This window comes from Microbacterium protaetiae, from assembly GCF_004135285.1.
Taxonomy (GTDB): domain Bacteria; phylum Actinomycetota; class Actinomycetes; order Actinomycetales; family Microbacteriaceae; genus Microbacterium; species Microbacterium protaetiae.
The window spans coordinates 662,857-686,869 of sequence record NZ_CP035494.1; the positions used below are offsets into that span (position 1 = coordinate 662,857).

At 70.1% G+C, this 24,013-nt stretch carries 22 protein-coding genes; 5 read left to right on the forward strand and 17 right to left on the reverse strand.

Annotated features, from left to right (window positions below):
• Positions 1 to 4: 4 nt before the first annotated feature.
• Positions 5 to 1,084 carry a DNA-methyltransferase gene (locus ET475_RS02965; RefSeq protein WP_422879933.1) on the reverse strand — a complete coding sequence of 360 codons (1,080 nt, stop codon included), beginning with the start codon at positions 1,082 to 1,084 and terminating at the stop codon, positions 5 to 7.
• Complete coding sequence (gene lplAB / locus ET475_RS02970) at positions 1,063 to 2,112, reverse strand: lipoate-protein ligase LplAB (RefSeq protein WP_129385871.1); 1,050 nt, start codon at positions 2,110 to 2,112, stop codon at positions 1,063 to 1,065. The genes ET475_RS02965 and lplAB overlap by 22 nt, the downstream gene beginning before the upstream one ends.
• Before the next feature lie 191 nt (positions 2,113 to 2,303).
• On the opposite strand from lplAB, the gene ET475_RS02975 reads away from it, so the two are divergent.
• Positions 2,304 to 3,998 carry a DEAD/DEAH box helicase gene (locus ET475_RS02975; protein ID WP_129385873.1) on the forward strand — a complete coding sequence of 565 codons (1,695 nt, stop codon included), beginning with the start codon at positions 2,304 to 2,306 and terminating at the stop codon, positions 3,996 to 3,998.
• Between the two features lie 538 nt (positions 3,999 to 4,536).
• Here the strand turns inward: ET475_RS02975 and ET475_RS02980 are convergent.
• Entirely contained in the window at positions 4,537 to 5,385 is an 849-nt protein-coding gene (locus ET475_RS02980; RefSeq protein ID WP_129385875.1) for an alpha/beta fold hydrolase, read from the reverse strand.
• 284 nt (positions 5,386 to 5,669) lie between these two features.
• Between ET475_RS02980 and ET475_RS02985 the strand changes: the two genes are divergently transcribed.
• From ET475_RS02985 to ET475_RS03000, 4 genes are read left to right on the forward strand one after another with little or no spacing between them, the layout of a single operon-like run.
• Positions 5,670 to 6,119, forward strand: coding sequence for a MarR family winged helix-turn-helix transcriptional regulator (locus ET475_RS02985; RefSeq protein ID WP_242497743.1), 450 nt, complete (start codon positions 5,670 to 5,672; stop codon positions 6,117 to 6,119).
• A gap of 5 nt (positions 6,120 to 6,124) precedes the next feature.
• On the forward strand, positions 6,125 to 7,504 hold the full coding sequence (locus tag ET475_RS02990; RefSeq protein WP_129393593.1) for an MFS transporter: 1,380 nt from the start codon (positions 6,125 to 6,127) through the stop codon (positions 7,502 to 7,504).
• Between the two features lie 13 nt (positions 7,505 to 7,517).
• On the forward strand, positions 7,518 to 8,459 hold the full coding sequence (locus tag ET475_RS02995) for an alpha/beta hydrolase fold domain-containing protein (protein ID WP_165310707.1): 942 nt from the start codon (positions 7,518 to 7,520) through the stop codon (positions 8,457 to 8,459).
• Positions 8,460 to 8,486: 27 nt separating this feature from the next.
• A complete protein-coding gene (locus ET475_RS03000) occupies positions 8,487 to 9,494 on the forward strand; it encodes a LacI family DNA-binding transcriptional regulator (protein ID WP_129385879.1) in 1,008 nt (335 codons plus the stop codon).
• 28 nt (positions 9,495 to 9,522) lie between these two features.
• Here ET475_RS03000 and ET475_RS03005 read toward each other — a convergent pair whose 3' ends face one another.
• The 14 genes from ET475_RS03005 to ET475_RS03070 all read right to left on the reverse strand — a co-directional run bounded on the left by ET475_RS03005 (position 9,523) and on the right by ET475_RS03070 (position 23,888).
• Positions 9,523 to 10,635 carry a glycerate kinase gene (locus ET475_RS03005; RefSeq protein ID WP_129385881.1) on the reverse strand — a complete coding sequence of 371 codons (1,113 nt, stop codon included), beginning with the start codon at positions 10,633 to 10,635 and terminating at the stop codon, positions 9,523 to 9,525.
• Positions 10,632 to 11,672 carry a LacI family DNA-binding transcriptional regulator gene (locus tag ET475_RS03010; protein ID WP_129385883.1) on the reverse strand — a complete coding sequence of 347 codons (1,041 nt, stop codon included), beginning with the start codon at positions 11,670 to 11,672 and terminating at the stop codon, positions 10,632 to 10,634. Before ET475_RS03010 ends, ET475_RS03005 begins: the two co-directional genes overlap by 4 nt.
• A gap of 20 nt (positions 11,673 to 11,692) precedes the next feature.
• Positions 11,693 to 12,556 carry a sugar phosphate isomerase/epimerase family protein gene (locus tag ET475_RS03015; protein WP_129385885.1) on the reverse strand — a complete coding sequence of 288 codons (864 nt, stop codon included), beginning with the start codon at positions 12,554 to 12,556 and terminating at the stop codon, positions 11,693 to 11,695.
• Positions 12,553 to 13,755, reverse strand: coding sequence for a dihydrodipicolinate synthase family protein (locus ET475_RS03020; RefSeq protein ID WP_129385887.1), 1,203 nt, complete (start codon positions 13,753 to 13,755; stop codon positions 12,553 to 12,555). The genes ET475_RS03015 and ET475_RS03020 overlap by 4 nt, the downstream gene beginning before the upstream one ends.
• A 1-nt stretch (position 13,756) precedes the next feature.
• The gene (locus ET475_RS03025) at positions 13,757 to 14,929 is read right to left on the reverse strand and encodes a Gfo/Idh/MocA family protein (RefSeq protein WP_129385890.1); all 1,173 of its coding nucleotides are present in this window, start codon (positions 14,927 to 14,929) and stop codon (positions 13,757 to 13,759) included.
• Positions 14,930 to 15,032: 103 nt separating this feature from the next.
• Positions 15,033 to 15,710 carry a hypothetical protein gene (locus ET475_RS03030; protein ID WP_129385892.1) on the reverse strand — a complete coding sequence of 226 codons (678 nt, stop codon included), beginning with the start codon at positions 15,708 to 15,710 and terminating at the stop codon, positions 15,033 to 15,035.
• Positions 15,707 to 16,630: a carbohydrate ABC transporter permease gene (locus ET475_RS03035; protein WP_129385894.1), complete on the reverse strand. Its 924-nt coding sequence runs from the start codon at positions 16,628 to 16,630 to the stop codon at positions 15,707 to 15,709. The genes ET475_RS03030 and ET475_RS03035 overlap by 4 nt, the downstream gene beginning before the upstream one ends.
• Positions 16,627 to 17,616 carry a carbohydrate ABC transporter permease gene (locus ET475_RS03040; RefSeq protein ID WP_129385896.1) on the reverse strand — a complete coding sequence of 330 codons (990 nt, stop codon included), beginning with the start codon at positions 17,614 to 17,616 and terminating at the stop codon, positions 16,627 to 16,629. Before ET475_RS03040 ends, ET475_RS03035 begins: the two co-directional genes overlap by 4 nt.
• A 65-nt stretch (positions 17,617 to 17,681) precedes the next feature.
• On the reverse strand, positions 17,682 to 18,983 hold the full coding sequence (locus ET475_RS03045) for an ABC transporter substrate-binding protein (RefSeq protein ID WP_129385898.1): 1,302 nt from the start codon (positions 18,981 to 18,983) through the stop codon (positions 17,682 to 17,684).
• Positions 18,984 to 19,137: 154 nt separating this feature from the next.
• Positions 19,138 to 20,088 carry a family 43 glycosylhydrolase gene (locus tag ET475_RS03050; protein WP_242497744.1) on the reverse strand — a complete coding sequence of 317 codons (951 nt, stop codon included), beginning with the start codon at positions 20,086 to 20,088 and terminating at the stop codon, positions 19,138 to 19,140.
• A complete protein-coding gene (locus tag ET475_RS03055; RefSeq protein ID WP_242497745.1) occupies positions 20,085 to 21,185 on the reverse strand; it encodes a Gfo/Idh/MocA family protein in 1,101 nt (366 codons plus the stop codon). Before ET475_RS03055 ends, ET475_RS03050 begins: the two co-directional genes overlap by 4 nt.
• Positions 21,182 to 21,880, reverse strand: a complete 699-nt coding sequence (locus tag ET475_RS03060) for a cupin domain-containing protein (protein WP_129385901.1) — start codon at positions 21,878 to 21,880, stop codon at positions 21,182 to 21,184. The genes ET475_RS03055 and ET475_RS03060 overlap by 4 nt, the downstream gene beginning before the upstream one ends.
• Positions 21,877 to 22,776, reverse strand: coding sequence for a DUF6807 domain-containing protein (locus ET475_RS03065; RefSeq protein WP_129385903.1), 900 nt, complete (start codon positions 22,774 to 22,776; stop codon positions 21,877 to 21,879). The genes ET475_RS03060 and ET475_RS03065 overlap by 4 nt, the downstream gene beginning before the upstream one ends.
• Positions 22,773 to 23,888, reverse strand: coding sequence for a Gfo/Idh/MocA family protein (locus ET475_RS03070; protein ID WP_129385905.1), 1,116 nt, complete (start codon positions 23,886 to 23,888; stop codon positions 22,773 to 22,775). Before ET475_RS03070 ends, ET475_RS03065 begins: the two co-directional genes overlap by 4 nt.
• Positions 23,889 to 24,013 lie beyond the last annotated feature (125 nt).

Here is a 24,013-nt window from a genome sequence, read left to right on the forward strand (position 1 = left end):
GCGCTCAGCCTAGGGGCGAGTGCACGACGGCGTATGGCATCCGCGCCCGCATCACCGCTATCGCGTCGGGGTTGTCGTCGACGAGAACCGCATGGCGGCCGAGAGCGGCGGCCACCGCGCCGGTGGTGCCGCTTCCGGCGAAAAGATCGAGCACCCGATCGCCCTGGCGGCTCGAGGCCTGCACGATGCGCCGCAGAATGCCCTCGGGCTTCTGCGTCGGGTATCCGGTCTTCTCGCTGCCCGTGGTGGGCACTATCGTGTGCCACCACACATCGGTGGGCAGCTTGCCGCGGGCGGCCTTCTCGGGCGTGACGAGCCCCGGCGCCATATACGGCTCGCGATCGACGGCCGACGAGTCGAACCAGTAACGCTGCGGATCCTTCACATACACCAGGATCGTCTCGTGCTTGGTGGGCCATCGGCGCCGCGTCTTGGCACCGTAGTCGTAGGCCCAGACGATCTCGTTGAGAAAGCGCTCACGGCCGAAAAGGGCATCCATCAGCACCTTCGCGTAGTGCACCTCACGGAAATCCAGATGCAGATACAGCGTGCCGTCATCGGCCAGCAGCCGCCACGCCTCGCGCAGGCGCGGTTCGAGAAAACCCCAGTAGTCGTCGAACCGGTCGTCGTACGCACGCAGGTCGCCGCGCAACCGCGCGTATTCGCGGCCGTGGAAGCCGCGCCGCACCGGCGGCGCGGGCTCCGGCTCGGGCGGAGCCGGCTCGGTAGCTGGCTCGGTCGGAGCCGGCTCGGGCGCCGGCGGTGTGGGCGCCGGCTCGGGCCACGCCGGCTCGGGCCGAAGCTGTTCAGAACTCAGCCCTTCTGGGCTCCCCACCGCCTGAATCGGCCCGGTTTCGACGTCGAGCGACGATTTTGGCTGAGTTTTGAACGCGGATGCCGCGGTGCGGGCGGTCTCGACGGCGCGTTGCCGCTTGCGTCCGGTGTTGAACGGCGGGTCGAGATAGACGAGCGTGAACGATGCGTCGGGCAGTGCTGCGGCCACGGCGAGGTTGTCGCCGTGGTGGATCTCGACGCGGCCTCGGGGTGCGGCATCCGTTCCGGTCACGGCACCCGATACAGCCACGCGTCGGTCGCGAACTTCGACGCGACAAGCGCCTCGGCCTCGGCGTATTCCTCATCGGTGATATGCCCGGTCACAGCCCCGTACAGGTGTGTGAAGGTGTCGATGAAGCGGTCGATGATGGCGTCGCGGGGCAGCCCGGTCTGGCTGCGCAGCGGGTCGACGCGCTTGGCCGCCGAGACCGTGCCCTTGTCGCTGAGCTTCTCGCGCCCGATGCGCAGCACCTCGCTCATGACCTGGCCGTCCATGTCGTAGCTGAGGGTTGCGTGGTGCAGCACTCCCCCGTTGGCCAGGCGCTTCTGCGCGGCCCCACCGATCTTGCCGCTGGGTCCGGTGATGTCGTTGAGCGGCTGGTAGACGGCGTCGATGCCGAGCGAGCGCAGCGCCTGCAGCACCCAGTCGTCAAGGAAGGCGTACGAGTCGGCGAACGTCATGCCCGCCACGAGCGAAGCGGGCACGTACAGCGAATAGGTGACGATCGAGTTCGCGCCCATCAGCATCGCACCGCCACCGGAGATGCGACGCACGATGTCGAAGCCGTGTGCGCGCGCGCCTTCGGGATCGACCTCGTTGCGCACCGACTGGAACGACCCGATGACGACGGCCGACTCGTTCCACTCCCACATGCGCAGCGTCGGATTGCGTCGCCCGTCGCCCACGCGCGTGGTGAGCACTTCGTCGAGGGCGAGGTTCATGCGCGGCGAGACCGGCTTGTCGTGCACGACCTCCCACGAGAAATCGCGCCAGCCCGGTGCCGTGATCAACGCCCGGCGCACGGCGACGCCCACCGCCTCGGGGGTGAACCCCAGCAGCGTCGCCCCCTCGGGCAGTGCCGCGCGCACCGCCGCGGCGATCGCTGTCGTGTCGGCGGTGTCGGGCAGGCCGTTCACGGCCGCATCGATGTCGGCGAGAGCATCGTCGGGTTCGAGAAAGAAGTCGCCTGCGAGATGGAAGTCGGCGATGCGGCCGTCGCGCACCTCGAGGTCGACGACGACGAGCTTTCCGCCGGGGACTTTGTACTCACCGTGCATGCTCCCAGCCTATGACCGGTAGTGTGGATGCTGCGGCTCAGGCCGCTGCGTCGTCGATGCGCTCTTGCGGCCCGGGCCCCAGCCCGCCGCGATTCTTCCTCGAACGGCGATCCCGTGCAGTTCCGCACATGCGCCATCCGGCGCCGCCGCCCCGCGCACCGCTTCGTGTGCGCCCTGCTGAAAGCATCCCTTTGACTTCCTTCCTCTCGCTCGGCGTGCCCGAGCCCCTCGCCGCTGTTCTCGCCTCTGATGGCAAGACCGAGGCGTTCCCCATCCAGCGCGACACGCTGCCCGACTCACTGGCCGGGCGCGACGTGCTCGGCCGCGGCCGCACCGGCAGCGGCAAGACGATCGCGTTCGCGCTGCCGCTGGTGGCCCGGCTCGCGGCATCCCGTACCTCCACCCGCGCCGGTCGCCCGCGCGGCCTCGTGCTCGCCCCGACCCGCGAGCTGGCGTCGCAGATCGCCGCGACCGTGCAGCCGCTGGCGGATGCCGCCGGCCTGACCGTCACCACGATCTTCGGCGGTGTCAGCCAGAAACCGCAGGAGCAGGCGCTGCGGCGCGGCGTCGACATCGTCGTCGCCTGCCCGGGCCGACTCGAAGATCTGAAGAACCAGGGCGTGATCGACCTGGGCGGTGTCGAGGTCGCCGTGCTCGATGAGGCCGATCACATGGCCGATCTGGGATTCCTGCCCGGCGTCACCCGGATTCTCGCGGCCACGCCGCAGACCGGGCAGCGCCTGCTGTTCAGCGCGACGCTCGACCGCGGTGTCGACAAGCTCGTGCAGCGCTTCTTGCACGATGCCGTCTCGCACTCGGTCGATGAGGCCTCGGTGCCGCAGGGCATGATGACGCACCGGGTGTTCTTGGTGCCCGATGGCGGCGCGAAGACCGAGCTCGTGCGTCACCTGGCCTCGGGGCACGGACGGCGCATCCTGTTCACCCGCACCAAGCACCAGGCCAAGCGTCTGGCCAAGCAGCTGACGGCTTCGGGCGTGCCCGCTGTCGACCTGCAGGGCAACCTGTCGCAGAACGCCCGCGAGCGCAATCTCGCCGCGTTCGGCGCCGACCCCGCTGCCGGCGGGGTGCGCGTGCTGGTGGCGACGGATGTCGCAGCCCGCGGCGTGCACGTCGATGACGTCGAGCTGGTCGTGCACGTCGACCCGCCCGTGGAGCACAAGGCATACCTGCACCGCTCGGGCCGCACCGCCCGTGCCGGCGCCGAGGGAGTTGTCGTCACGGTCGCGCTCGATGAGCAGCGCCGTGACGTGGTCGATCTGCTGCGCAGCGCGAAGCTGAAGGTTCCGTTCGAGTCGGTCGCCGCCGGTGACGCGACGGTGTCGGAGCTGGTGGGCGAGCCCGCCCCGCATGTGAAGCCGGCGCCGGCCGCGCCGGCCAGCTCGGGAAGCGGCCGTGGCGCGAGCGGGGGTTCGAGCCGAGGCGGTTCCCGAGCCGGTCGCGGGGCCGGCGGCGGGTCGGCCGGCGGTCGCGGGGGCGGCGGGTCGCAGGGCGGTCGCGGGGCCGGCGGGTCGGCGGGCGGTCGCGGGTCGCAGGGCGGTCGCGGGTCGGCCGGCGGCGCGGAATCGTCGAACCGAACCCAGCGCAGCCAGAACCAGCGCTCCGGCGCCTCACCATCTGATTCGCCCAGCGGTTCAGATGGTGAGGCCCGGCGCGAGCGAGCGAATGCGTCGCGCCGCAGCGGCGGGCAGCAGCGCGCCGCCGGCCAGCGCGATGGTCAGAAGCGTTCCGGCGGGCAGCACGGCGGGCAAGGCACTGCCACGCCGCAGAGCGGACGCACGGCATCGGGCAAGCCGACGATCGGTGCCACGGTCGGCAGTGCCCGTGGTCAGGGCTCGCGTCGCGCGTCATACCCTGGCGGTCGTTGAGCCGACGCCGCTCACCCCGACCGCATCGGCCGCGCCGCTGCCCGGCACCGCTCAGTGAGCTCTTCGCCGAGCTCTTCGCCGAGCGTTTCGCCGAGCTCTACGCCGGGCTCTTCGCCGCCGAAACAAGGGAATCTCGTCGAGACAAGGGGCCACGCCACTTGTTTCGCCGCGAATCCCTTGTCTCGACGAGAGATGGGCTCGGTGCGCGCCGGGGCGGGGCGAGCGGAGCGCGGGATGCGCCGGAGCGCCGAGCGAGGGCGCGCGGTGGCGCAGGACCGGCCGGCGCCGGGGCGGGGCGAGCGGGACGCGGCGGAGCGCGGGCGAGCGCGGTGCGGGGCGCGCGGAGCGCAGGGCCCGGCGGAGCGCGAAGCGAGGGCGAGCGGGGGCGCAGGACCGGCCGGCACCGGGGCGAGCGGGACGCGGCGGAGCGCGGGCGAGCGCGGTGCGGGGCGAGCGGAGCGCAGGGCCCGGCGGAGCGCGAAGCGCGGGCGAGCGGGGGCGCAGGACCGGCCGGCGCCGGGCCGCGGCATCCCGTCGCTCAGTCGCGCAGGGGGAACCGCGCGTCGAGCCACGCGCGCACGTCGGCGCGCACGTCGGCCTGGCACAGCTCGTTGAACAGCTCGTGCCGGGCGTCGGGGTAGACGAGAGTCGTGACGTCGGTGAACTTCGAGCGGCGGCGGTAGGCGTCGGCGAGCTTGTGCACGCTGCGCGGTCCGCCCACCGGGTCATCGCGGCCGACGATGAGCAGAGTCGGGATGTCGCGGCCAGGGTCCTTGCGCGGCCGACCGAACAGTCGCGCCGCATCGAGTGGTCCGAACAGCCGCAGCAGCGGTACATCGACCGTGAGCGGATCGGCGTGGAACTCGTCAGCGACGCGCGGATCTGTCGAGAGCCATTCCAGGCCCGAGGCATCCTTCGTCTTCCACCGGGCGTTGAGGTCGCCGGCGTTGAGCGTTCCGGGCAGGCGCAGGGCCGAGCCCGACAGGATCATCGCGTCATAGGCCTCGGGATGCCGGTTGATGAGGATCTGGGTGAGGAACGACCCCCACGAGTGGCCCAGGATCACCAGTGGCAGGTCGGGGTTCTCTGCGCGGATGAGTTCGGTGAACTTCCAGCAGGCGTCGACCGCGGCGGGGTGCCCGCCCGGTCCGAGATGGCCCAGGCGTGCGGCGTCGCCATGCTGCCTCATGCCGGTGCGGCCATGGCCGCGGTGGTCGTCGGCGTAGACGGTGTAGCCGTCGGCGGTGAGCGCGGCGATCAGGGCGCCGTAGCGGCCGGCGTGCTCGCCGACGCCGTGCAGCAGCTGCACGACCGCGCGGGCGGTGCCTTGTGCGGGATGCACGTCGTAGACGATGGCGACGCCGTGTGCGTCGATGAACTCGGGCATGCCCGGAGCATAGCCGCTCGGCGCGCCGGTTCGCCTGGGTGCGCGGCGTCCACACCGCTCCGCCGCGCCGCCGCCCGCCCGCCCGCCCGCCCGCGACCAGCGACAATTCCATATGGAACTTCCCAGCCCACATCATTTTTGCGGCAATTTCATGTGGACGGGGAAAATCCATATGGAATTGCCGCACCCGCACCCGCACCCGCACCCGCGCCAGCCCGCACCGCGCCCGCACCGCGCACGCGATATTTACTTAGCGAGGCTAATAAGCTAAACTAACGATCTGTATGGCTGACGACAGAGACACCACCCCCACGGAAGAGGATGCTGAAACCGCTCGCGATCTGCGGATGGCGACGTTCCGGCTCGGCAGAAGGCTGCGCTCAGAGCGCGCCCTGGATTCGATGAGCGACGGCCAGTTCACCGTGCTGCACACGCTCAAGGCATCGGGTCCGCACACGCTCGGCGAGCTCGCCGACCGCGAGCGGGTGACGGCGCCCTCGATGAACCGCACGGTGAACTGCCTCGAAGAAGAAGGCTGGGTCACCCGCACGCCCGACGAGGTCGACCGCCGCAAGGTCAACATCGAGATCACCGACGAGGGACAGGCCCTCGTCACCGCCGCGCTGCGCCGTCGCGACCGGTGGCTGGCCGCCGCCATGGCCGAGCTGACCCCCCGGCAGCGCAAGACGCTCACCGAAGCCGCCGCGATCATGAACGAGGTGGCCACCCGATGAAATCGATGTTCCGCTCCCTGGGCCTTTTCAACTACCGCGTCTGGTTCATCGGCGCCCTCATCTCCAACATCGGCGGCTGGATGCAGTCCACGGCCCAGGACTGGGTCGTGCTCACCGAGCTGACGAACAACGACGCGACCGCGATGGGCGTCACGATGGCGCTGCAGTTCGGTCCGCCCCTGGTGCTGGTCAGCTTCACCGGCTGGGTCGCCGACCACTTCGATCGGCGCAAGCTGCTGATGTGCACGCAGACGGCGCTGGGCCTGCTGGCGATCACCGTCGGCGTGCTGCTGCTCACGCACGTCATGACGCTGCCCCTGATGTGGATGTTCGCCGGACTCTTCGGCATCGCCAACGCGTTCGACAGCCCGGCTCGCCAGGCGTTCGTCTCCGACGTCGTCTCGCGCGAGAACGCCGCCAACGCGGTCGCCCTGAACTCGGCATCCTTCAACACCGCACGCCTGATCGGTCCCGCCGTCGGCGGCATCATGATCGTGCTGGTGGGCACCGGCTGGATGTTCATGATCAACGCGGTCACCTTCATCGCGATGCTCGTCGCCCTCTCGATGATGCGCCGTGACGAGCTCGAGCCCCGGGTGAAGGCGACGGATGCCACACGTTTGGCCGACGGCTTCCGCTATGTCGCCCGCCGCAAAGATCTGCTGGTGCTGTTCGTCATGGTCTTCCTCATCGGCGCGTTCGGGATGAACTTTCCGATCTTCGCCTCGACGATGGCGTTGGAGTTCGGGATGAAGGCCGACGGCTACGGGGCCTTGAGCTCGCTGCTGGCGATCGGCTCACTGGCGGGCGCGCTCATGGCTGCGCGGCGCGAGCGCGCCCGCATCCGCGTTGTGATCTATGCCGCCGGCGGATTCGGCATCGCCTCACTTGTCTCGGCCCTGATGCCGCAGTACTGGATGTACGGCGTGGTCGTGGTGTTCGTCGGCTTCACGACAGTGTCGATGCTGACCACGGCGAACGGCTATGTGCAGACCACCACCGACCCGCAACTGCGCGGGCGCGTACTGGCCCTCTACATGGCGGTGATCATGGGGTCGACCCCCATCGGCGCGCCGATCGTCGGGTGGGTGGCCACCGCCTTCGGCCCGCGTACGGCCATCGACGTGGGCGCGGCCGCCGGGATCATCGCGTGCGCGATCGGCGCCGCGTGGTTCATCAGTTCGGGCCGGGTGCATCGCAGTGAGTCGAGCCGGTTCACGCTCACCCTCGACGAGACGCGCCCCATCCAGGTGGTGCAGCCGAAGATCCCCGAGGAGTTCAGCGACGAGATCGCGCAGACGACGCCGATAGCTCTTCCGTCCGATGACGAGGAACGGGATGCCGCGGCGCGGCCGCGTCGCCGGGTGGAGGACCAGCTCTCATGACGCCGGAGGGCGGATGCTGACCCCCGCCGACATCGGTGTGCGGGCGACCGCCTGGTACATCGCGCGGCGCGGCGAGCCGGCCGACTCACGACCCGACGTCGATACGGCATCGCTGCAGCGCCGCTTCGCGCATCTCGCACCGGTGGCGGTGACCGACGTGCCGGTGAGCGGTCCGCACGGCGCGGTGCCGGCCCGGCTGTACCGCGACCCGGCCCAGCCGGCCCGCAACGCGTTCGTCTGGGTGCACGGCGGAGCCTTCTTCGGCGGCACGCTCGACATGCCCGAGTCGAACTGGGTCGGTCTCGAGTTGGCCGCGCACGGCATCCCCACCCTCGCCGTCGACTACCGCAAGGCGCTGCGCGGGGTGAGGCATCCCGTTCCCATCGACGACGTGCAGGCGGCGTGGGAGCACGCGACCGGCAATGCCGAGGCGCTCTTCGGCGCGGCATCCGACCGCGTGCACCTCGGCGGAGCCAGCGCCGGTGGCGCGATCGTGGCCGGGGTGAGCCTGCGCCTGCGCGACGACGGCGGCCGGATGCCGGCATCCCTCGTGCTCGCCTACCCGCTGATGCACCCCGACCTGCCACCGAACACCGCCGCAACGAAAGAGCTCATGGCCAAGATGCCCGCCCGGCTGCGCTTTCACCCCTCGGTCGTGCACGCGCTCGCGAAGCACTACGCGGGCCGGGCCGGACTGCGCGACCCATACGCCTTCGCGGGTGTCGCGAAGGATCTGCGCGGGCTGCCGCCCACCTACATTCTCGTGGCCGCCATCGACGATCTGCGCTCGTCGGGCGACATGTTCGCCCGCCAGCTGCGCGACGCCAGCGTGCGGGTCGAGCTGTTCGCCGAGCGCAGTGCCACGCACGGGTACCTCAACCACCCCGAGGCGAACTCGGCCCAGCGCAGCCTGACGCGCATCCGCGCGTGGATCGACGCCTTCGGCGATCACTAGCATGGGAGACATCGATAAGGAGTGTCGATGAGCACGGGGTCTCGGGCGACCACCATCGCCGAAGTCGCACGCCAGGCAGGCGTGTCTCCCGCGACCGTCTCTCGAGTGATGAACGGTCGGTTCCTGGGCGAGCCGCATGTCGAGCAGCGGGTGCGCTCGGTCGCCCAAGAGCTGAACTACTGGCCGAACTTTCGCGCGCGCAGCTTCGCGCTGGGAAAGACCAACACCGTCGCTTTTCTCGTGCCCGACCTGAGCAACCCCGCGTTCCATGCCGCCCTGACCGGGCTCAGCTCGGCGGCCGCCGAAGACGCGTATCGGGCGCTGGTGGCCGATTCGGCCGAGTCGGCCGACGATGAGCGACTGCTGGCCACCGAGCTGCGCGGGCGCTGCGATGCGCTCGTGCTGTGCGCCCCGCGCATGGACGAAGACGACCTCGTGCGGGTGACCGAAGAGCTCGCCCCGGTCGTGCTCTTGAACCGCTCGAGCCCCCGCGTCAGCGCCCCCACCATCGCCGTCGACTCCCATGCGGGCATCGAGCGCCTGGCACGCCACCTGTACGACCTCGGCCACCGCCGCATCGCCTACCTGGAGGGACCGGCCGGCGTCGCCAACGCGAACCGGCTGAAGGGCATCGCCGATGTCACCGAGGCCACCTCGGGCATCGAGATCGTCCGGATCGCCGGGGGCGCCGGCAGCCGCGATGGGCTGGATGCCGCCGCCGCGGTGGCCGAGGCTGAGGTGACCGCCGTGCTGGCCTTCAATGACCTGGTGGCGATCGGGCTCGTGCACGGGCTGCTGGGCCGCGGCATCCGCGTGCCCGACGACATCTCGGTCACCGGATTCGATGACATCGCCTTCGCGCAGTTCATGTCGCCGTCGCTGACGACGGTCTCGGTGCCGCACGAAGAACTCGGCGTGCTGGCCTGGGAGCGCATGCGCGCGCTCATCGAGGGGACCACACCCAAACACGACGTGCTGTTCCAGCCGCGCCTCGAGGTGCGCGAGTCGACCGCACCGCCGCCGCGCGCAGACTGAGCGGCGCGCCCTCTGCGCTCGAGCCGGGTCACACGGCGTTGCGGGCGGCCAGCACCCGGCCCGCCGCGCGCAGCCAGCGCGCCGGATCGGCCAGCGCAGCCGCGGCACTCCCCGCGAGCTCGCTGAGCGACACCGTGGCCGAAAACCCCGCGAGATCGGCGTCGGGCGCTATGCGCCCGGCCACGAGGGCGACCGGCACGCCGGCGGCGGTGGCCAATGCCGCGACCTGCGCCGGCGCCTTTCCGCCGGCCGATTGCGCGTCGAACGACCCCTCCCCCGTGACGATGAGGGATGCCGCAGCCACCGCGTCGGCGAGTCCGATGAGTTCGGCGACCTCGGCCGAGCCCGAGACCATGTGTGCGCCCCACGCCTGCAGGGCAAAACCCGTGCCGCCCGCGGCGCCCGCACCCACAGCGTTCGGGTCGGCGGCCGGGAGCGCGGTGGCCAGCACGTCGGCCCAGTGCCGCAGCGCGGCATCCGCCCCCGGCACCTCGTCGGGGCTCAGGCCCTTCTGCGGGCCGAACACCGCGGCGGCGCCGGCGGGTCCGAGAAGCGGATTGGTGACGTCGCAGAGCACTATCACCCCGCCAGACGGGGGCGGGCGCAGGTCGGCGACATCGACGGTGGTGACGCTCGCGAGAGAGCGCAGGCCGTCGGCGGCGTCGAAGCGCGCCCCCAAAGCCCGCAGCATTCCGGCACCGCCGTCGGTCGAAGCGCTCGAGCCGATGCCGAGGGCCAGCCGTGAGACGCCCCGGTCGAGGGCGGCGGCGATCGCCTGACCGAAACCGATCGTGTGCGCGTCGAAGGGCAGACGGGCCCGGCCGAGCAGCTCGATGCCGCTCGTCGAGGCGAGTTCGACGACGCCGGTGCCGCCGGGGGCCTCGGGGGTGGGCGGAAGCAGCATCCAGGCGGCGTCGACCTCACGCCCGTCGGGGCCGGTGACGACCACCGGCATGCGCTGCGCCGCGGGCACGGCGGCCGCGAAGGCGTCGAGCGTGCCCTCGCCCCCGTCGGCCATCGGGCGGGCCACGAGCCGGGCGTTGCCGGCGACCTCGCGCCACCCGGCGGCGAGCGCATCGCAGGCGGCAGCAGCCGTGATCGATCCCTTGAAGCTGTCGGGCGCGAGCAGTATCTGGGTCATGCCGCGCGCGTGGGCGTGGACTCGCGCACCACGACCTCGAGGTCGAACGCGGCCTGGCCGCTCCAGTCGTCGAGGGTGGCCGCACGGAACGTCTCAAATCCCAGGGCGTCGAGCGGAACCCGCACCGTGGTCAGCGACGGGGTGACGTCGCGGCCGGTCGGGATGTCATCGAAGCCGGCCACGGCGACATCGGCGCCGACCTCGCGCCCGGCGGCGCGGATGCCCGACATCGCCCCGATGGCCACGACATCGCTCACGCCGAACAGCACGGTGCCGGGGGCGACACCCGCCGCGAGAGCCTCGGCGGCCAGCCGTTCGCCGGCTTCGCGGCTGAAGTCGCCCCGGTGAATGCGGGCCACGGTGCCGCCTTCGGCCGTGAACCCCTCGGTGAACCCGACGATGCGGTCGTCGGAGGTGCGCACGCCCTCTGCCGCGGCGAGGATGACGGCCTCGCGGTATCCGCGCTCGGCCAGGGCCGCGCCCAGGGCGCGGGCGCCACCGCGGTTGTCGACGGTGACCGCCCGCAGGCCGTCGGCCGGAGGCCCGACCACCACAATGCGGCTGCCCGCATCGGCGATGGCCTCGAGCTCTGCCTGCAGTTCGTCGCGCGCCGATTCTGCGGTGCGGGATGCCGCGAGGATGATGCCCCGCGGGCGCTGTCCGCGCAGCGCGTGGATGACCCGCTGCTCGCGCTCGGCGTCGCGCTCGGTCGTGGCGATCGTCACCACCAGCCCGGCCTCGTCGGCGCCGCGGGCGACACCGGCGGCGATCTGGCCGAAGTACGGGTCGGCGATATCGGCCACCAGCAGCGCGATGATCGCACTCGTGCCCCGCGCGGTGGCCTGGGCGGAGAGATTGGCCGTGTAGCCGAGGCGGGATGCCGCATCTTGCACCCGCTCGCGGTATGACTCGGCGACCTTGCGGGTCGATCCGTTCAGCACCCGCGACGCTGTGGCGAGAGACACGCCCGCCTCGTGCGCGACATCATGCAGCGTCGGCGCCGCGGTGCGCACCCGAGCAACCCTGGTATCGGACATCTCTGGAAGTCTACGGTCGGTCACAGATGCGGCGAGACGGCCGCGCCGAAACCGGCCGCGGTGCGTCGCACCGCCTCGAGGGGATCGGTGGCCCAGACGTCTTCGTTGAAGATCTCCACCTCGATGTCGCGGTCGTATCCCGACGCGAGAACGGCCCGGGTCATCGGTCCGAAATCGATGACTCCGTCGCCCGGGTAATGCCGGCCCAGCAGTACATCGGCCGGCAGCGGCGTCTGCCAGTCGCAGACCTGGTAGGTGGCGATGCGCCCCTCGCGGCCGGCACGCTCGATCTGGGGCAGCACGTCGGGATCCCACCAGATGTGGAAGGTGTCGACGGTGACCCCGACCACAGCCGGATCGAAGTCGGCAGCGACATCCAGGGCCTGCCCGAGGGTCGAGATCACACAGCGGTCGGACGCATACATGGGATGCAGCGGCTCGATCGACAGCGTCACGCCGGCGGCGGCGGCATCGGGTGCGAGTTCGCCGATGGCATCGTGCACACGTTCGCGGGCACCGGCCAAGTCACGCGAGCCTTCGGGCAGACCACCCGCGACCAGCACCAGCACGGCGGTGGAGCCGGGTGCCCCGGCGGTGGCCAGTGTCGCGGTCTCTTCGATGGCGACGCGGTTGTCATCCAGCGATGCGCGGCGGGCCGGCCCCTCGGGCGCGGTGAAGAAGCCACCGCGGCAGTGCGTCGAGAAGCGCAGGCCCGAATCGGCGAGCATGCGGGCAGCGGCATCCAGCCCCACCTCTTGCACCGGCTCGCGCCACAGTCCGATCGCCTGCACGCCTGCCTGCGCGGTCACCCGCAGCGCGGTGGCCAGATCGGCGTGCTTGATCGTGGCCTGGTTGATCGACAGGCGCGGGTCGGGAGCGGTCATGCGTCGACTCCGTTCAGGGTCAGGAGTGCGTGCCACCGGGCGGCGGCAAGCTCGGGGCGCTCGAACGCCTTGGCGGCGTTGGCGAGTTGGACGATGCGTGCCAGGTGCGGCAGGCTGCGTGCGGAGTGCAGTCCGCCCACCATCTGGAAGGCGCTCTGGTGTCCGTTCAGCCACGACAGAAAGGCGACGCCGGTCTTGTAGTAGAACGTGGGCGCCGCGAACACCTGACGCGAGAGCTGCTCGGTCGGCCCGAGGATCTCGAGGTAGCGCGCCGGGTCGCCGGCATCGAGCGCCTGGATCGCCGCCGAGGCCACCGGGGTGATCGCTGCGAAGGCACCCAGCAGAGCGTCGGAGTGCTGGCGCGGGGATGCCGGATCCCGCGCCGGCTGCGGCGCGTCGGGCACGTCCGCCCCACCGATGAGGCCCACATAGTTGAAGTCGTCGCCGGTGAACATGCGCACGCCCTCGGGAAGGCGCTCGCGCACTGCCACCTCGGACTCGGCGTTGAGCAGACTCATCTTCACGCCGGCGATCTTGCCCGGGTTCTCGGCGATGATGCGCAACAGCGTCTCAGAGGCCTCGCGCCAGTCGGACGAGCCGAAATACCCCTCGAGCTGAGGGTCGAACGCTGTGCCCAGCCAGTGGATGACCACCGGCACACTCGCCGACTGCAGCACGGCCGCATACACGCGCAGATAGTCGGTGCGGCTCGTCGCCGTACGCGCGAGGTGGCGCGAGGCCATCAGCACGGGGCCGGCCCCCTGCTCCTCGGTGAAATGCAGCTGCTCCTTATAGGCGTCGATGATCTGCTCGAGGCTCAGGTGCTCGTCGTCGATGTGGTCGGTGTTGACCCCGACCACCACCGAGCCGCCCTCTTCACGGGCCACCTGCGCCGACCGCGAAATGAGCTCACGGGTGGCTGCGGCATCCAGCCCCATGTTCCGCTGGGCGGTGTCCATGGCGTCGGCGACGCCCAGCCCCCAGGAGTACACGTTGCGCCGAAAGGCGAGGGTGGCGTCCCAGTCGATCTGCGCCGGCTGGCCGGGCGTGTTCTGGCCCCACGCGACCGGTACGACGTGCGCGGCCGCGTAGGCGACCCGGCTGCGCAGCGGCGCGGTCGGCCGCGTGTAGCCTGAGCTGTCGACCAGCTCGGTGCGGGTGAGGGCGCCGTCGGCGCCCAGGAGTGTCAGCCATGCCATGTCAGTGAAGACTCAGCGTCGGCAGTTCGACCTTGCGTCCCTCGCGCGCCGACTGCAGGCCCGCCTGGGCCAGCTGCACCCCACGGGCGCCGGCGAGAAGGTCGTATGGGTAGTCGGTGCCGGTCGCGTAAGAGGTGAGGAACTCCTCCCACTGCTGACGGAAGCCGTTCTGGAACACGTCGTCGACCGGTACCTGCGACCAGAACGCGTCGTAGTCGTGTTCGTCGGGGATGTCGGGGTTCCAGACCGGCTTCGGCGTGCCGTTGCGATGCTGGATCTTCGCGCCGAACAGTCCCACCACGGCCGACCCGTGGGTGCCGTCGACGTGGAACTCGACGAGCTCGTCGCGGTTGACCCGGGTCGTCCAGCTCGAGTTGATCTGGGCGATCACTCCCCCGTCGAGCTCGAACACGCCGTAGGCGGCGTCTTCGGCGGTCGCGTCGTAGTGCTCGCCGTTCTCGTCCCAGCGGTCGGGGATGTGAATGGATGCCTGGGCGTAGACGCTGCGCACACCGCCGAACAGGTTCTCGAGAATGTAGTTCCAGTGCGGGAACATGTCGACGATGATGCCGCCGCCGTCTTCGGCGCGATAGTTCCAGCTGGGGCGCTGGGCGGGGCGCCAATCACCCTCGAACACCCAGTAGCCGAACTCGCCGCGCACCGACAGGATGCGGCCGAAGAAGCCCGAGTCGATGAGCCGGCGCAGCTTGAGCAGGCCGGGCAGGTAGAGCTTGTCGTGCACGACCCCCGTCTTCACCCCGGCCTCGGCAGCGAGGCGGGCAAGTTCGAGCGCCTCGTCGACGGTCTCGGCGGTGGGCTTCTCGGTGTAGATCGTCTTGCCCGCAGCTATCGCCTTGCGCAGCGCCGCCGCGCGCGCCTTGGTGACCAGGAAGTCGCCGTAGATCTCCCAGCGAGGGTCGGCCAGAGCCGCGTCGAGGTCGGTGGTGTAGTCGGCGATGCCGTGCCGCTCGGCGATCTCGGCGAGCTTCGCTTCGCTGCGCCCCACCAGTAGCGGCTTGACGGTGAGGCGGCTGCCGTCGGGCAGCTCGATGCCGCCCTGCTCACGGATCGCGAGGATCGAACGCAGCAGGTGCTGGCGGTAGCCCATGCGGCCCGAGACGCCGTTCATGATGATGCCGACTTCGCGGACGGTCGGTGTTGTCGACTCTGACATGTCTTCCTTCGGATCGATGAGTGCGGGCGGTAAGCGCTTTCCCGTCTATCGTGCCATGCGATGCCCACCCGCGCAAGCAGTCACGGGCACGAGCCGGCCACACTCACCGGCTCGCATCGGCGCCGCGGCGCCGACCGCGCACCGGAACGGCCACGACCGCCAGGGCAGCGCAACCGATGATCGCGACGAGCAGCGGGGTCAGCATCCACGTGACGACGGCGACGACGCCCACCGTCACCAGCAGATAGACGGCACCGAGCGGGTCGCGGGCGACCAGCCGCGGTGCGACGCGCACGGCGCCGCGCCAGCCGAGTTCGGGCGACCAGGCACCGGCGATCAGCAGCAGCGCACCGGCCAGCACGGCCAGGGCGACCCAGCCGAACGCGCCGACGAGCCAGGCTCCCGGCAGCTCGGCGATCGTCGCCACGCGGATGTCGGCGGCCAGCAGCACGGCGATCACCACCGCGCCGACGCCGACGCCCAGACCGGGCACGATGCCTGAGCGCACATCGGCCCAGAAGTGCGCGAGGCGGGAGTCATCGGCGGCGACGTAGCGCCGCAGATGGCGGATGCCGGCGGCCAGCGCCGTGGGAGCAGTGACGATCGGCAGAGCGACCAGAGTGATGAGCATGCCCGTCATCAGCACTTCGCCGAGCAACGCGAAGGCCCCGGTAGCCCCCGGGAAGCGGGCGATCGGGCCGTCGCCGACGGTGGGCCCGCTGCCGTCGCGATCGCGGCGGCGGGCGGTGCGCTCGCGGCGGCGAGCCGTGGCCAGGCTCATCCCTTCAGCCCCTGCGTGGCCACGCCCTCGACGAGGAAGCGCTGGAACACGATGAAGAACAACAGGATCGGGATCAGCGCGATGAACGACGCGGTCACCGTCGCACCGTAGTCGCTCGACGATGTCTGGTCGTTGTACAGCCGCAGTGCGATGGGCAGCGGATAGTTGTCGGGACTGGTCAGGTACAGCAGCGGGCCGAGGAAGTCGTTCCACGTCCAGATGAAGGCGAAGATCGCGCAGGTGATCAGGGCCGGCTTTATCAGCGGCAGGATGATCGACCAGAAGATGCGGAAATGCCCGGCGCCGTCGATACGTGCCGCCTCATCCATGTCACGCGGCATCTGACGGATGAACTGCACGATGAGAAAGACGAAGAACGCCTCGGTGGCCAGGAACTTCGGCAGGATCAGCGGCACGAAGGTGTCGATCAGATCGAGCTTGTTGAAGATGATGTACTGCGGAATGATCAGCACGTGCACGGGCAGCAGCAGCGTGCCGATCATGGCCGCGAAAAGAATGCCCAGGCCCTTGAACTGCACGCGCGCGAACGCATAGGCGGCCAGGGCCGACGAGAACACCGTGCCGACCACGGCCGAGACGGCCAGGATGAGCGAGTTCGCGAAGAACCGCCACATCGGCACCCCGGCGATGCCCTCCATCACCTTGCCGTAGTTCTCGAACGTGGGGTTCTGCGGCAGCAGGCCCGGGTTCTGCCCGAACTCGGCGTTCGGCTTGAACGTCGACAGGAACAGCCACACCAGCGGATACAGCACTATCACGGTCAGCACCAGGAGGCCGACCAGCCAGATCACCGTCTGCCACGTCTTGCGCGTGACGCGACGGGGGCGGCGGGGGCCGGCACCCTCGAGCTGCTGCGCGACGATGTCCAGGCCGGGTTCGTTCAGCGATGCAGTGGTCATCGGTCGTCTCCTGCGTAGTGCACCCACGATCTCTGAGTGCGGAAGAGGATGAAGGCAATGAGCGCGACGACCACCAGGAGCACCCACGCGATGGCGGCGGCGTAGCCCATCTGACCGTCGGAGAAGCCGCGCTTGTAGAGGTAGACGGTGAGGAAGTTCGTCATGCCGGCCGGGCCCCCGGTGCCGTTGGAGATGATGTAGGCCGAGGCGAAGACCTGGAAGGCGCCGACCAGGCCCAGCAGCAGGTTGAAGAACATGACCGGCGAGAGCATCGGGATGGTCACGGCCGTGAAGCGGCGCCAGGCGCCCGCGCCGTCCATCTCGGCGGCTTCGTAGAGCTCTTTGGGAACCTGCTTGAGGCCGGCCAGGAAGATCACCATCGTCGAGCCGAACTGCCACACGTGCAGCAGGATCATCATCGGCAGCACCATGGCGGGATTCCCGATCCAGCCGCCCAGATGGATGCCGATGGAGTTCAGCGCGGCGTCGACCGGGCCGTCGGTGGAGAACATCGCCCGCCACACGATGGCCACCGACACCGAGGCGCCGATCAGCGAGGGGGCGTAGAAGGCCGAGCGGAAGAACCCGGCGCCGCGGTCGCGGTAGTTCAGCAGCATGGCCACCGCCAGTGCGGCGGCCAGGCTGATCGGGGTGCCGATGAACACGTAGATGAGCGTGATCCACACGGACTGGACGAAGTTGGGGTCGTTCGTGAACAGCCGCACATAGTTGTCCAGGCCGATCCATTTCGGCGCCGCGAAAAGGTTGTACTTCGTGAAGGAGAGGTAGAGCGAGTACACCATCGGCACGAGCGTCAGGCCGAAGAAGCCCACCAGCCAGGGGATGAGAAAGCCGTACCCCGCCAGGGTCTCGCGTCGTGCGCGCGCCCGCTGCTGCGGACGGTTGTTGTACTCGGGTCGACGCCGGCGGTACAGCCGGCGCGCCGGCTTGTCGGTGACGATGACCCTGGTGGCCGTGGTGCTCACGGTCTCTCCCCTCGCTGGGCTCGCGGTCTCCGGGCCGAGGGTACCCTCGGCCCGGAGACGGTGCACTACTGGTTGAGCTGGACGTCCATCTCGGAGAAGAACTCCTTGACGGCGTCATCGACCGAGATCGTGCCGAAGTTCAGCTCGGTGCCCAGCACCCGGAACTTCTCTTCGAGCGTGCCGTAGCCGACGATCGGCACGGGCGGCGCATCTCCCAGGCGGTCCTGGATGGATGCCTCGTAGTCCTTGATCTGCTGGCTCAGCGGGTCGAGCTCGGCGGCTTCGAGGGCCGTGGTCGAGGCCGGCAGGCCCCGGTTGGTGCCGAAGATCTTGCCGGACTCGGGCGAGTTGATAAGGAAGTCCACCAGCGTCGCCGCCGCGGCGGGGTGCTTCGTCTTCGCCGAGATGGCGTGCAGCATCGAGGGCTTCAGGTAGAGGTCCTTCGCGCCCTCCTTCGTGACCGGTGGGGCGATCAGGTTCAGCGAGGTGAAGTCCTCACCGAGGTTTGCCAGGTAGCCGGCGCCGAAGTTGTCCCAGGTCAGCTCGCTCGCCGTCTTGGCGGTGTCGAAGGGGCCGAGGGGGGAGAGCTCTTCCACGGTCTTCTGCGGAACGACGATGCCGTCGCGGGCTGTGGCGCCCTCTTCCCAGAACTGCTTCAGGCGGGCCTCGTCGAAACCGGCGGTGCCGTCGTCGTTGAAGAGGTTCTTGCCCTCAGAGCGCAGCTGCAGCTCGAAGTTCTGGATGCGCCCCGTGTAGTCGCTGCCACCGTAGAACTCGCCGTCGGCGGCCGTGGTGACCTTGCCCATCCAATCGGTGTAGTCGGCCCAGCTGCCACCGGCGAAGTCGTCGACACCGGCCTGCTCGAGAAGCTTCGGGTTCGTGAACAGACCCCACGCGTTCGTCGAGGTCGGAATCGCGTAGGTGGTGTCGTTCACGACGCCGATCGAGAGGATGTTGTCTCCCAGCGGCTCGGTCTGGATGATGTTGCCCAGGTAGGGGTCGAGATCGAGCAGCAGCCCGTTCTCGGAGTACTGACGCAGGTACGAGTAGTCGAACTGCATCACGTCGGGCAGGCCGCCGCCGGCGGCCTCGGTCTGGCGCTTCTCCCAGAAGGCGGGGAAGTCCAAGAAGGTGGAGTTCACCGTGATGTTCGGGTACTTCTTCTCGAACTCGGCGATCACCTGGTCGTAGAGCTTGGCGCGAACGTCGTTGCCCCAGAAGGCCAGGTCGAGCGTGACCTTCTCGTTCGGGTCGAGCGTGGCAGCGCCCTTGTCATCGCCACCGCCGCCGCCGGCGCATCCGGCGAGCAATACCGCAGCGCTGGCCGCCATGGCGACGGCGCCCGCGAGCTTTCTCTTGCTGAACATCCTTGTCCTCTCTTGTGCGTCGTCGCGTGATCCTGCGGGACGCCCTTGTCGGTCGTGCGAGGGATGCAGGCGCTCACGGTTCCGAGGTGGGACACCGGGTGTGGGAAAGCGCTTGCCCGGTCAGACTAATCCACCGGCAAGCGAATAGCAACACTCAGCGGTCATCAATTTGAGACGATTCAATAACGGTCGCGGTGAGCACACCGTCGACCACCGTCAGCCGACTGCGATAGACGGCGCTGCGCCGGTCGTCAAGCGAGGTCGCCTCGGCGCCGCGGTCGGGTGCGGCCAGCGGGTGCCCGAACCAGTAGAACCACATCCGGTCGCCCTCGCGCACGGCTGCGCCATGGTGGGCACGCGGTGCGCCGTCGTCGCCGGCCAGGATGACATCGTCGGGTCCACCCTGCCGCTCCCAGGTCACCGCGTCGGGCGAGCGGTGCACAGCAAGACCCCGCCACTCATCGGTGATCATCCACCACCAGCCGCCCAGCGCGAACACGAAGGGGCCTTCATGCGCGCGGCCGCCGATCGCTGTGCCCGCGGCATCCCACCGACGCAGATCGGTCGAGGTCGCCACCTTGGTGACCGAGCCGGCCGCTTCATCCTTGTACCACAGCCGCCAGAGGCCGTCGGGGCACCGCGTCACGGCGGCGTCGATCACGCGGTCGCTGTCCAGCGCAAGCTCTGCGACGCGACGCCAGTCGCGCAGGTCGGCCGAGGAGTACTCCACGATGCGCCGGGCATGGCCGGGCCATCGGTCGGGAACGCCGTCGATCTCGGTGAGGTACATCCGCCAGCGGGCACCGTCGTGCACCACCTCGGGCGCCCAGTGTGTGGCATCCACCACCACCGGCGGACCGTCGGCATTCAGCCTCAGCCCCGCAGCATCCGGCTCCAGCGTGCCCGCGTACGACCACGCGACGCCGTCGGCCGAGCGCGCGACGCCGATGCGGCTGCCGTGCACCCAGCTCACCCCCGGTCCCGGATCGGGGTGGCCGGCACGCCGCTGCGTGTAGAACATCCACCACCCGTCGTCGGCGATCACGACGGTCGGATCGGTCGCTCCGTCATAGACCGGGTCGCGATACAGCTCGTGCACACTCATCCCTCGCGCATGTCGGTGACCGGGCTTGCGAAGCCCCGGCGGTGCGTGGGATGGACGGCGATGTCGGCCGGGGTCAGCACGGCGCCGTCGGCGGCGGCCGACGCGTAGATCCCCGCGACCAGCTCGAAGGTACGGGCCGGCTCGTCGGCGGTCTCGGGCAGCGGGGCCCCGGTCAGCAGCGCATCGAACACGTCACGCAGCAGCGGCGCGTGGTCGCTGCGCTCCTCGATCTCGGGCAGCGCCCAGGCGGCGGCCTCGGCCTCGAACCCCGGCGCGGGAGTGATCTTCCAATTCTCGTGTCCGTGCCCGTAGAGGTGCTCGACGGTCACTGTCGCCTTCTGGGTGTCGATGCGGATGGCGCTCACCTCGCGGGGCGAGACGGCACTGGTGACGACCTGGGCGACGACGCCGTTTGCAAATGTCACCGTGGCCGTCGAAGCATCCTCCACCTCGATGTCACGGTCCAGGCGCCACAGCCGCGCTTGCACGCTCGCCCAGTCGCCCAGCAGGTATCCGAGCAGATCCAGCTGATGGATGCCGTGACCCAGCGTGGTCCCGCCGCCCTCGGTCGCCCACTTGCCCCGCCAGGGCACCGCGTAATAGTCGTCGCCGCGGTACCAGAGCGTCTGGCACACGGCCAGCAGCGGACGGCCGAGAGCGCCGTCGGCCAGCAGCCGCTTCACGTGCGCGGCGGCCGTTCCGGTGCGCTGCTGGAAGACGACCGCCAGGCGCCGGTCGGCAGCGTCGGCGGCACGGCGCATCTCGTCGAGTTCGTCCAGCGACGACGCCGGCGGTTTCTCGACCACGACGTGGGCGCCGGCGGCCAGCGCGACCAGCGTCTGGTCGTGGTGGGCGACCGGCGGGGTGCACACCAGCACGACGTCGGGGTGTTCGGTGGCCAGCAGCTCGTCGAGGGTGTCGTAGACGGCGGGCACGCTCCAGCGGGCGGCGAACTCGTCGGCGCGCTCGCGACTCAGGTCGGTGACGGCGACAAGCTCGGCGCGCGGATGCGCGGCCACCGCGCGGGCATGCAGCTGCGCGACCCCTCCGGTGCCGACGATCGCGCAGCGCAGTCGTTCGGGCATGGTCTCGATCATCGCACGTCCTCGCTCCACGTCCGCAACCGGCCGCACATGCCCCATGCACGCTCCCCCGGCTCCCTCACCGCGCGGGTGACCGATGCCGCACCGAGCGCTCCCGGCTCACCGGCGGCGAGCGCGGTCAGCTGATCCCGGGTCGCCGCGGCCGGCGCCGCGACGGACCGTTCCCAGATCTTCTGCCACCGCGCGATCCGGCCGCCCACGAGCCGGGCCGCCTGCGTGTGGAAGGCAGCCAGCGCCTCGGCCCCGCCGCGCTGCAGTGCGAGAAAACCCTCGACGGCCAGATCGCGCCGCACCTGTACGGCCTGGGCGATATCGGGTCCGTCGGGCAGCGTCGCGGCCGCCCGGTACGCGTCGGGGTCATCGAGCACGTGCGCGGGAAAGGTGAACACGGCGTCGCCCGCTTCGGGAAGTCCGGCGTTGGACATCACCACCAGCAGTCGCAGCCCGCCGCCGTTGATCAGGCGGTGGATGGTGCCCGGTGTGAACCACAGCGTGTCGCCGGGCTCGAGAGAATGCTCGGCGTAACCCTGGGCGCTGAGCGTGTGCACCGCCCCGGTGCCGGCGATCACGATGTACGCCTCGCTCGAAGCGGTGTGCAGGTGTGGGCTGCCGCCCACGCGGCCATCGCAGGCCGCCGTGTCGTACACCTCGAGGTCGGTGACGGCCACACCGCCCGGGAAGGAGTTCATCCGAGCACCTCCCGCAGCACGCCAGCGAGCTCGGCAGCTGCGCCGGCGTCGGCATCGGCCAGGCCCACCGCATAGCGGAACCCGACCGTGCCACCGGCGGGGACGACGATCTCATCACTGAAGAAGGGGGCTGGGTTCAGCGCGGCGAACTCGGTCGAGCGTGCGAACCACTGCGGCGGATGCTGCGGGTTGTCCGCGGCATCCACCATCACCACCAGCGACGAGGCGTCGATCACGTCGTGGCGCCCGGCGAACCCCATCCATTCGTGACGCTGACCGCGCACCTCGTCGCCGCTGCCGCTGCCGTCGGGGGTGACCAGCAGTCCCTCGGTGAACGAGCGCGGCCCGCGCCAGAAGAGCCCGCCGTAGCCGGCGTTCTCACGACCTCGGGTGGTCGGCGATCCGATCGTGATGTCGGCGTCGGTCGTGTTGGTCATCTTCGTCGCGAAGGTGAGCGCCCAGGCCCGGTCACCCAGCACGCGTGCGGTCAGCGTGCGTCTTTCGTCGAACATCGTGCGGCCGTCCTGGGTGATCCAGTCCAGGTCATGGGCGAAGGTGACCACACCGTCGACGAGGTCGCACCGCACGATCGAGCGGTGCCGCTGAGAGCCGTCGTTGGGCAGTTGCACGTACCCCTGACCGCGCACGAAGGTGGGTCCACCCCAGAAGTTCTCGTCGTCGACGACCGGCAGCGACCACGACAGGCCCTTGTGCCACACGTGGTCCCACGGCCGGAAGAGAGTGAGCTCTCGCCCGGCGCGCGTGCGGATCGGGTGCAGATAGGGCTTGGGTGACTCGAGCTGCGGCGTGTCGGGCCGGTACACATAGTGGAACAGCTCGATGTCGCCGTCGGCCACACCGAACGATCCATCGCTGGGGGCCAGGACGAGGGTCATCGGACTATCTCCTTGTGGGGCTGCCAGGGAACGGCGCCGCCGTGCATCGACGAGGCGAACGGGTGGGATCCGGCGATGTCGCCGGCGTGCACGATCTCGCCGCGGAACGCCGAGGCGTAGGTCGCCGCGGCGAACTCGAGCGTACGCCGGGCCTCGTGCGCATCGACGGCGGGAACGCGACCGTCGGCGAGGGCGTCGAGAATGGCCGCGAGCTGGTCACGATGCCCGCTCGGATGCGCGGCGGCAGGCCCCTCCCAGAGCGCGGCGAGCGCCTCGTGGCCGGCAGCCGGGGTGAACCGCCAATCGGCGTCGGTGTAGCCGTAGAGATGCTCCACCTCGACGCTGGCGTACTCGAAGTCGAAGCGCAGACGTGAGGTCTCACGTGGCGAGACGATCGAGTTCACGACCGTGGCCAACGCTCCCGATGTGAACTCCACCACCGCGGTCGAGACGTCTTCGGTGTCGGTGGGCAGCACCTGCCGCGCAGCGAACGCCGACACGCGCCGCCAGGGACCCAGCACCGCCAACAGCAGATCGAATTGATGGATGCCGTGGCCCATCGTAGGTCCGCCGCCCTCGATGTCCCACCTTCCGCGCCAGGGCAGATCGAAGTAGTCGGCGGTGCGATGCCACAGCGTCTCGCACGTGGCCACCAGCGGGCGGCCCAACGCGCCCTGCGCCACGAGCCCCCTCAGCCGCTGCGCGGCCGCGCCGAAGCGATGCTGGAACACCGTGAGGGCGGGAACGCGGGTCGCATCCGAGGCGGCGATGATCTCATCCATCTCGCGCAGGCTGAGCGCAGTCGGCTTCTCCACCAGCACCGGCACGCCCGCGTGCAGCGTCTGGATCGCCAGCGGCGCGTGCGTCTGCGGCGGCGTGCACACGTGCACCAGGTCGAGTCGCTCGTGCGCCAGCAGCTGCCCCGCGTTCTCGTACACCGTGGCCGCACCGAACTGCGCCGCGAAGGCACGCGCGCGGTCGACGTCGACGTCGACCACCGCGACCAGCTCGGCGCGGTCGGCCAGCACCCGCAGCGCCTCGGCGTGTGCGTGGGCTATCGCGCCGGTGCCGATGATGGCGGTGCGCGCACGGTGGGCGGGTGGATGAGGCATGCGGTCCTCCTGAGGCGACGTACGATGACGGAGGTGGGAAAGCGCTATCCGTCCGTTGTCCATCGTACGAGCCCCGAGGTGGAAAGGGCCACCCCCGCTGACCGCGAAGCCCTGTCGGCATCTAT

Bases quoted from the DNA above. Each gene is read 5' to 3' on its own strand.
- ET475_RS03030 (WP_129385892.1), bottom strand. From the start codon at position 15,710: ATGAGCCTGGCCACGGCTCGCCGCCGCGAGCGCACCGCCCGCCGCCGC.
- ET475_RS02985 (WP_242497743.1), top strand. From the start codon at position 5,670: ATGGCTGACGACAGAGACACCACCCCCACGGAAGAGGATGCTGAAACC.
- ET475_RS02995 (WP_165310707.1), top strand. From the start codon at position 7,518: ATGCTGACCCCCGCCGACATCGGTGTGCGGGCGACCGCCTGGTACATC.
- ET475_RS02980 (WP_129385875.1), bottom strand. From the start codon at position 5,385: ATGCCCGAGTTCATCGACGCACACGGCGTCGCCATCGTCTACGACGTG.
- ET475_RS03015 (WP_129385885.1), bottom strand. From the start codon at position 12,556: ATGACCGCTCCCGACCCGCGCCTGTCGATCAACCAGGCCACGATCAAG.
- ET475_RS03045 (WP_129385898.1), bottom strand. From the start codon at position 18,983: ATGTTCAGCAAGAGAAAGCTCGCGGGCGCCGTCGCCATGGCGGCCAGC.
- ET475_RS03000 (WP_129385879.1), top strand. From the start codon at position 8,487: ATGAGCACGGGGTCTCGGGCGACCACCATCGCCGAAGTCGCACGCCAG.
- lplAB (WP_129385871.1), bottom strand. From the start codon at position 2,112: ATGCACGGTGAGTACAAAGTCCCCGGCGGAAAGCTCGTCGTCGTCGAC.
- ET475_RS03020 (WP_129385887.1), bottom strand. From the start codon at position 13,755: ATGGCATGGCTGACACTCCTGGGCGCCGACGGCGCCCTCACCCGCACC.
- ET475_RS03005 (WP_129385881.1), bottom strand. From the start codon at position 10,635: ATGACCCAGATACTGCTCGCGCCCGACAGCTTCAAGGGATCGATCACG.
- ET475_RS03060 (WP_129385901.1), bottom strand. From the start codon at position 21,880: ATGAACTCCTTCCCGGGCGGTGTGGCCGTCACCGACCTCGAGGTGTAC.
- ET475_RS02990 (WP_129393593.1), top strand. From the start codon at position 6,125: ATGTTCCGCTCCCTGGGCCTTTTCAACTACCGCGTCTGGTTCATCGGC.
- ET475_RS03035 (WP_129385894.1), bottom strand. From the start codon at position 16,630: ATGACCACTGCATCGCTGAACGAACCCGGCCTGGACATCGTCGCGCAG.
- ET475_RS03065 (WP_129385903.1), bottom strand. From the start codon at position 22,776: ATGACCCTCGTCCTGGCCCCCAGCGATGGATCGTTCGGTGTGGCCGAC.
- ET475_RS03050 (WP_242497744.1), bottom strand. From the start codon at position 20,088: ATGAGTGTGCACGAGCTGTATCGCGACCCGGTCTATGACGGAGCGACC.
- ET475_RS03025 (WP_129385890.1), bottom strand. From the start codon at position 14,929: ATGTCAGAGTCGACAACACCGACCGTCCGCGAAGTCGGCATCATCATG.
- ET475_RS03070 (WP_129385905.1), bottom strand. From the start codon at position 23,888: ATGCCTCATCCACCCGCCCACCGTGCGCGCACCGCCATCATCGGCACC.
- ET475_RS03010 (WP_129385883.1), bottom strand. From the start codon at position 11,672: ATGTCCGATACCAGGGTTGCTCGGGTGCGCACCGCGGCGCCGACGCTG.
- ET475_RS03055 (WP_242497745.1), bottom strand. From the start codon at position 21,185: ATGATCGAGACCATGCCCGAACGACTGCGCTGCGCGATCGTCGGCACC.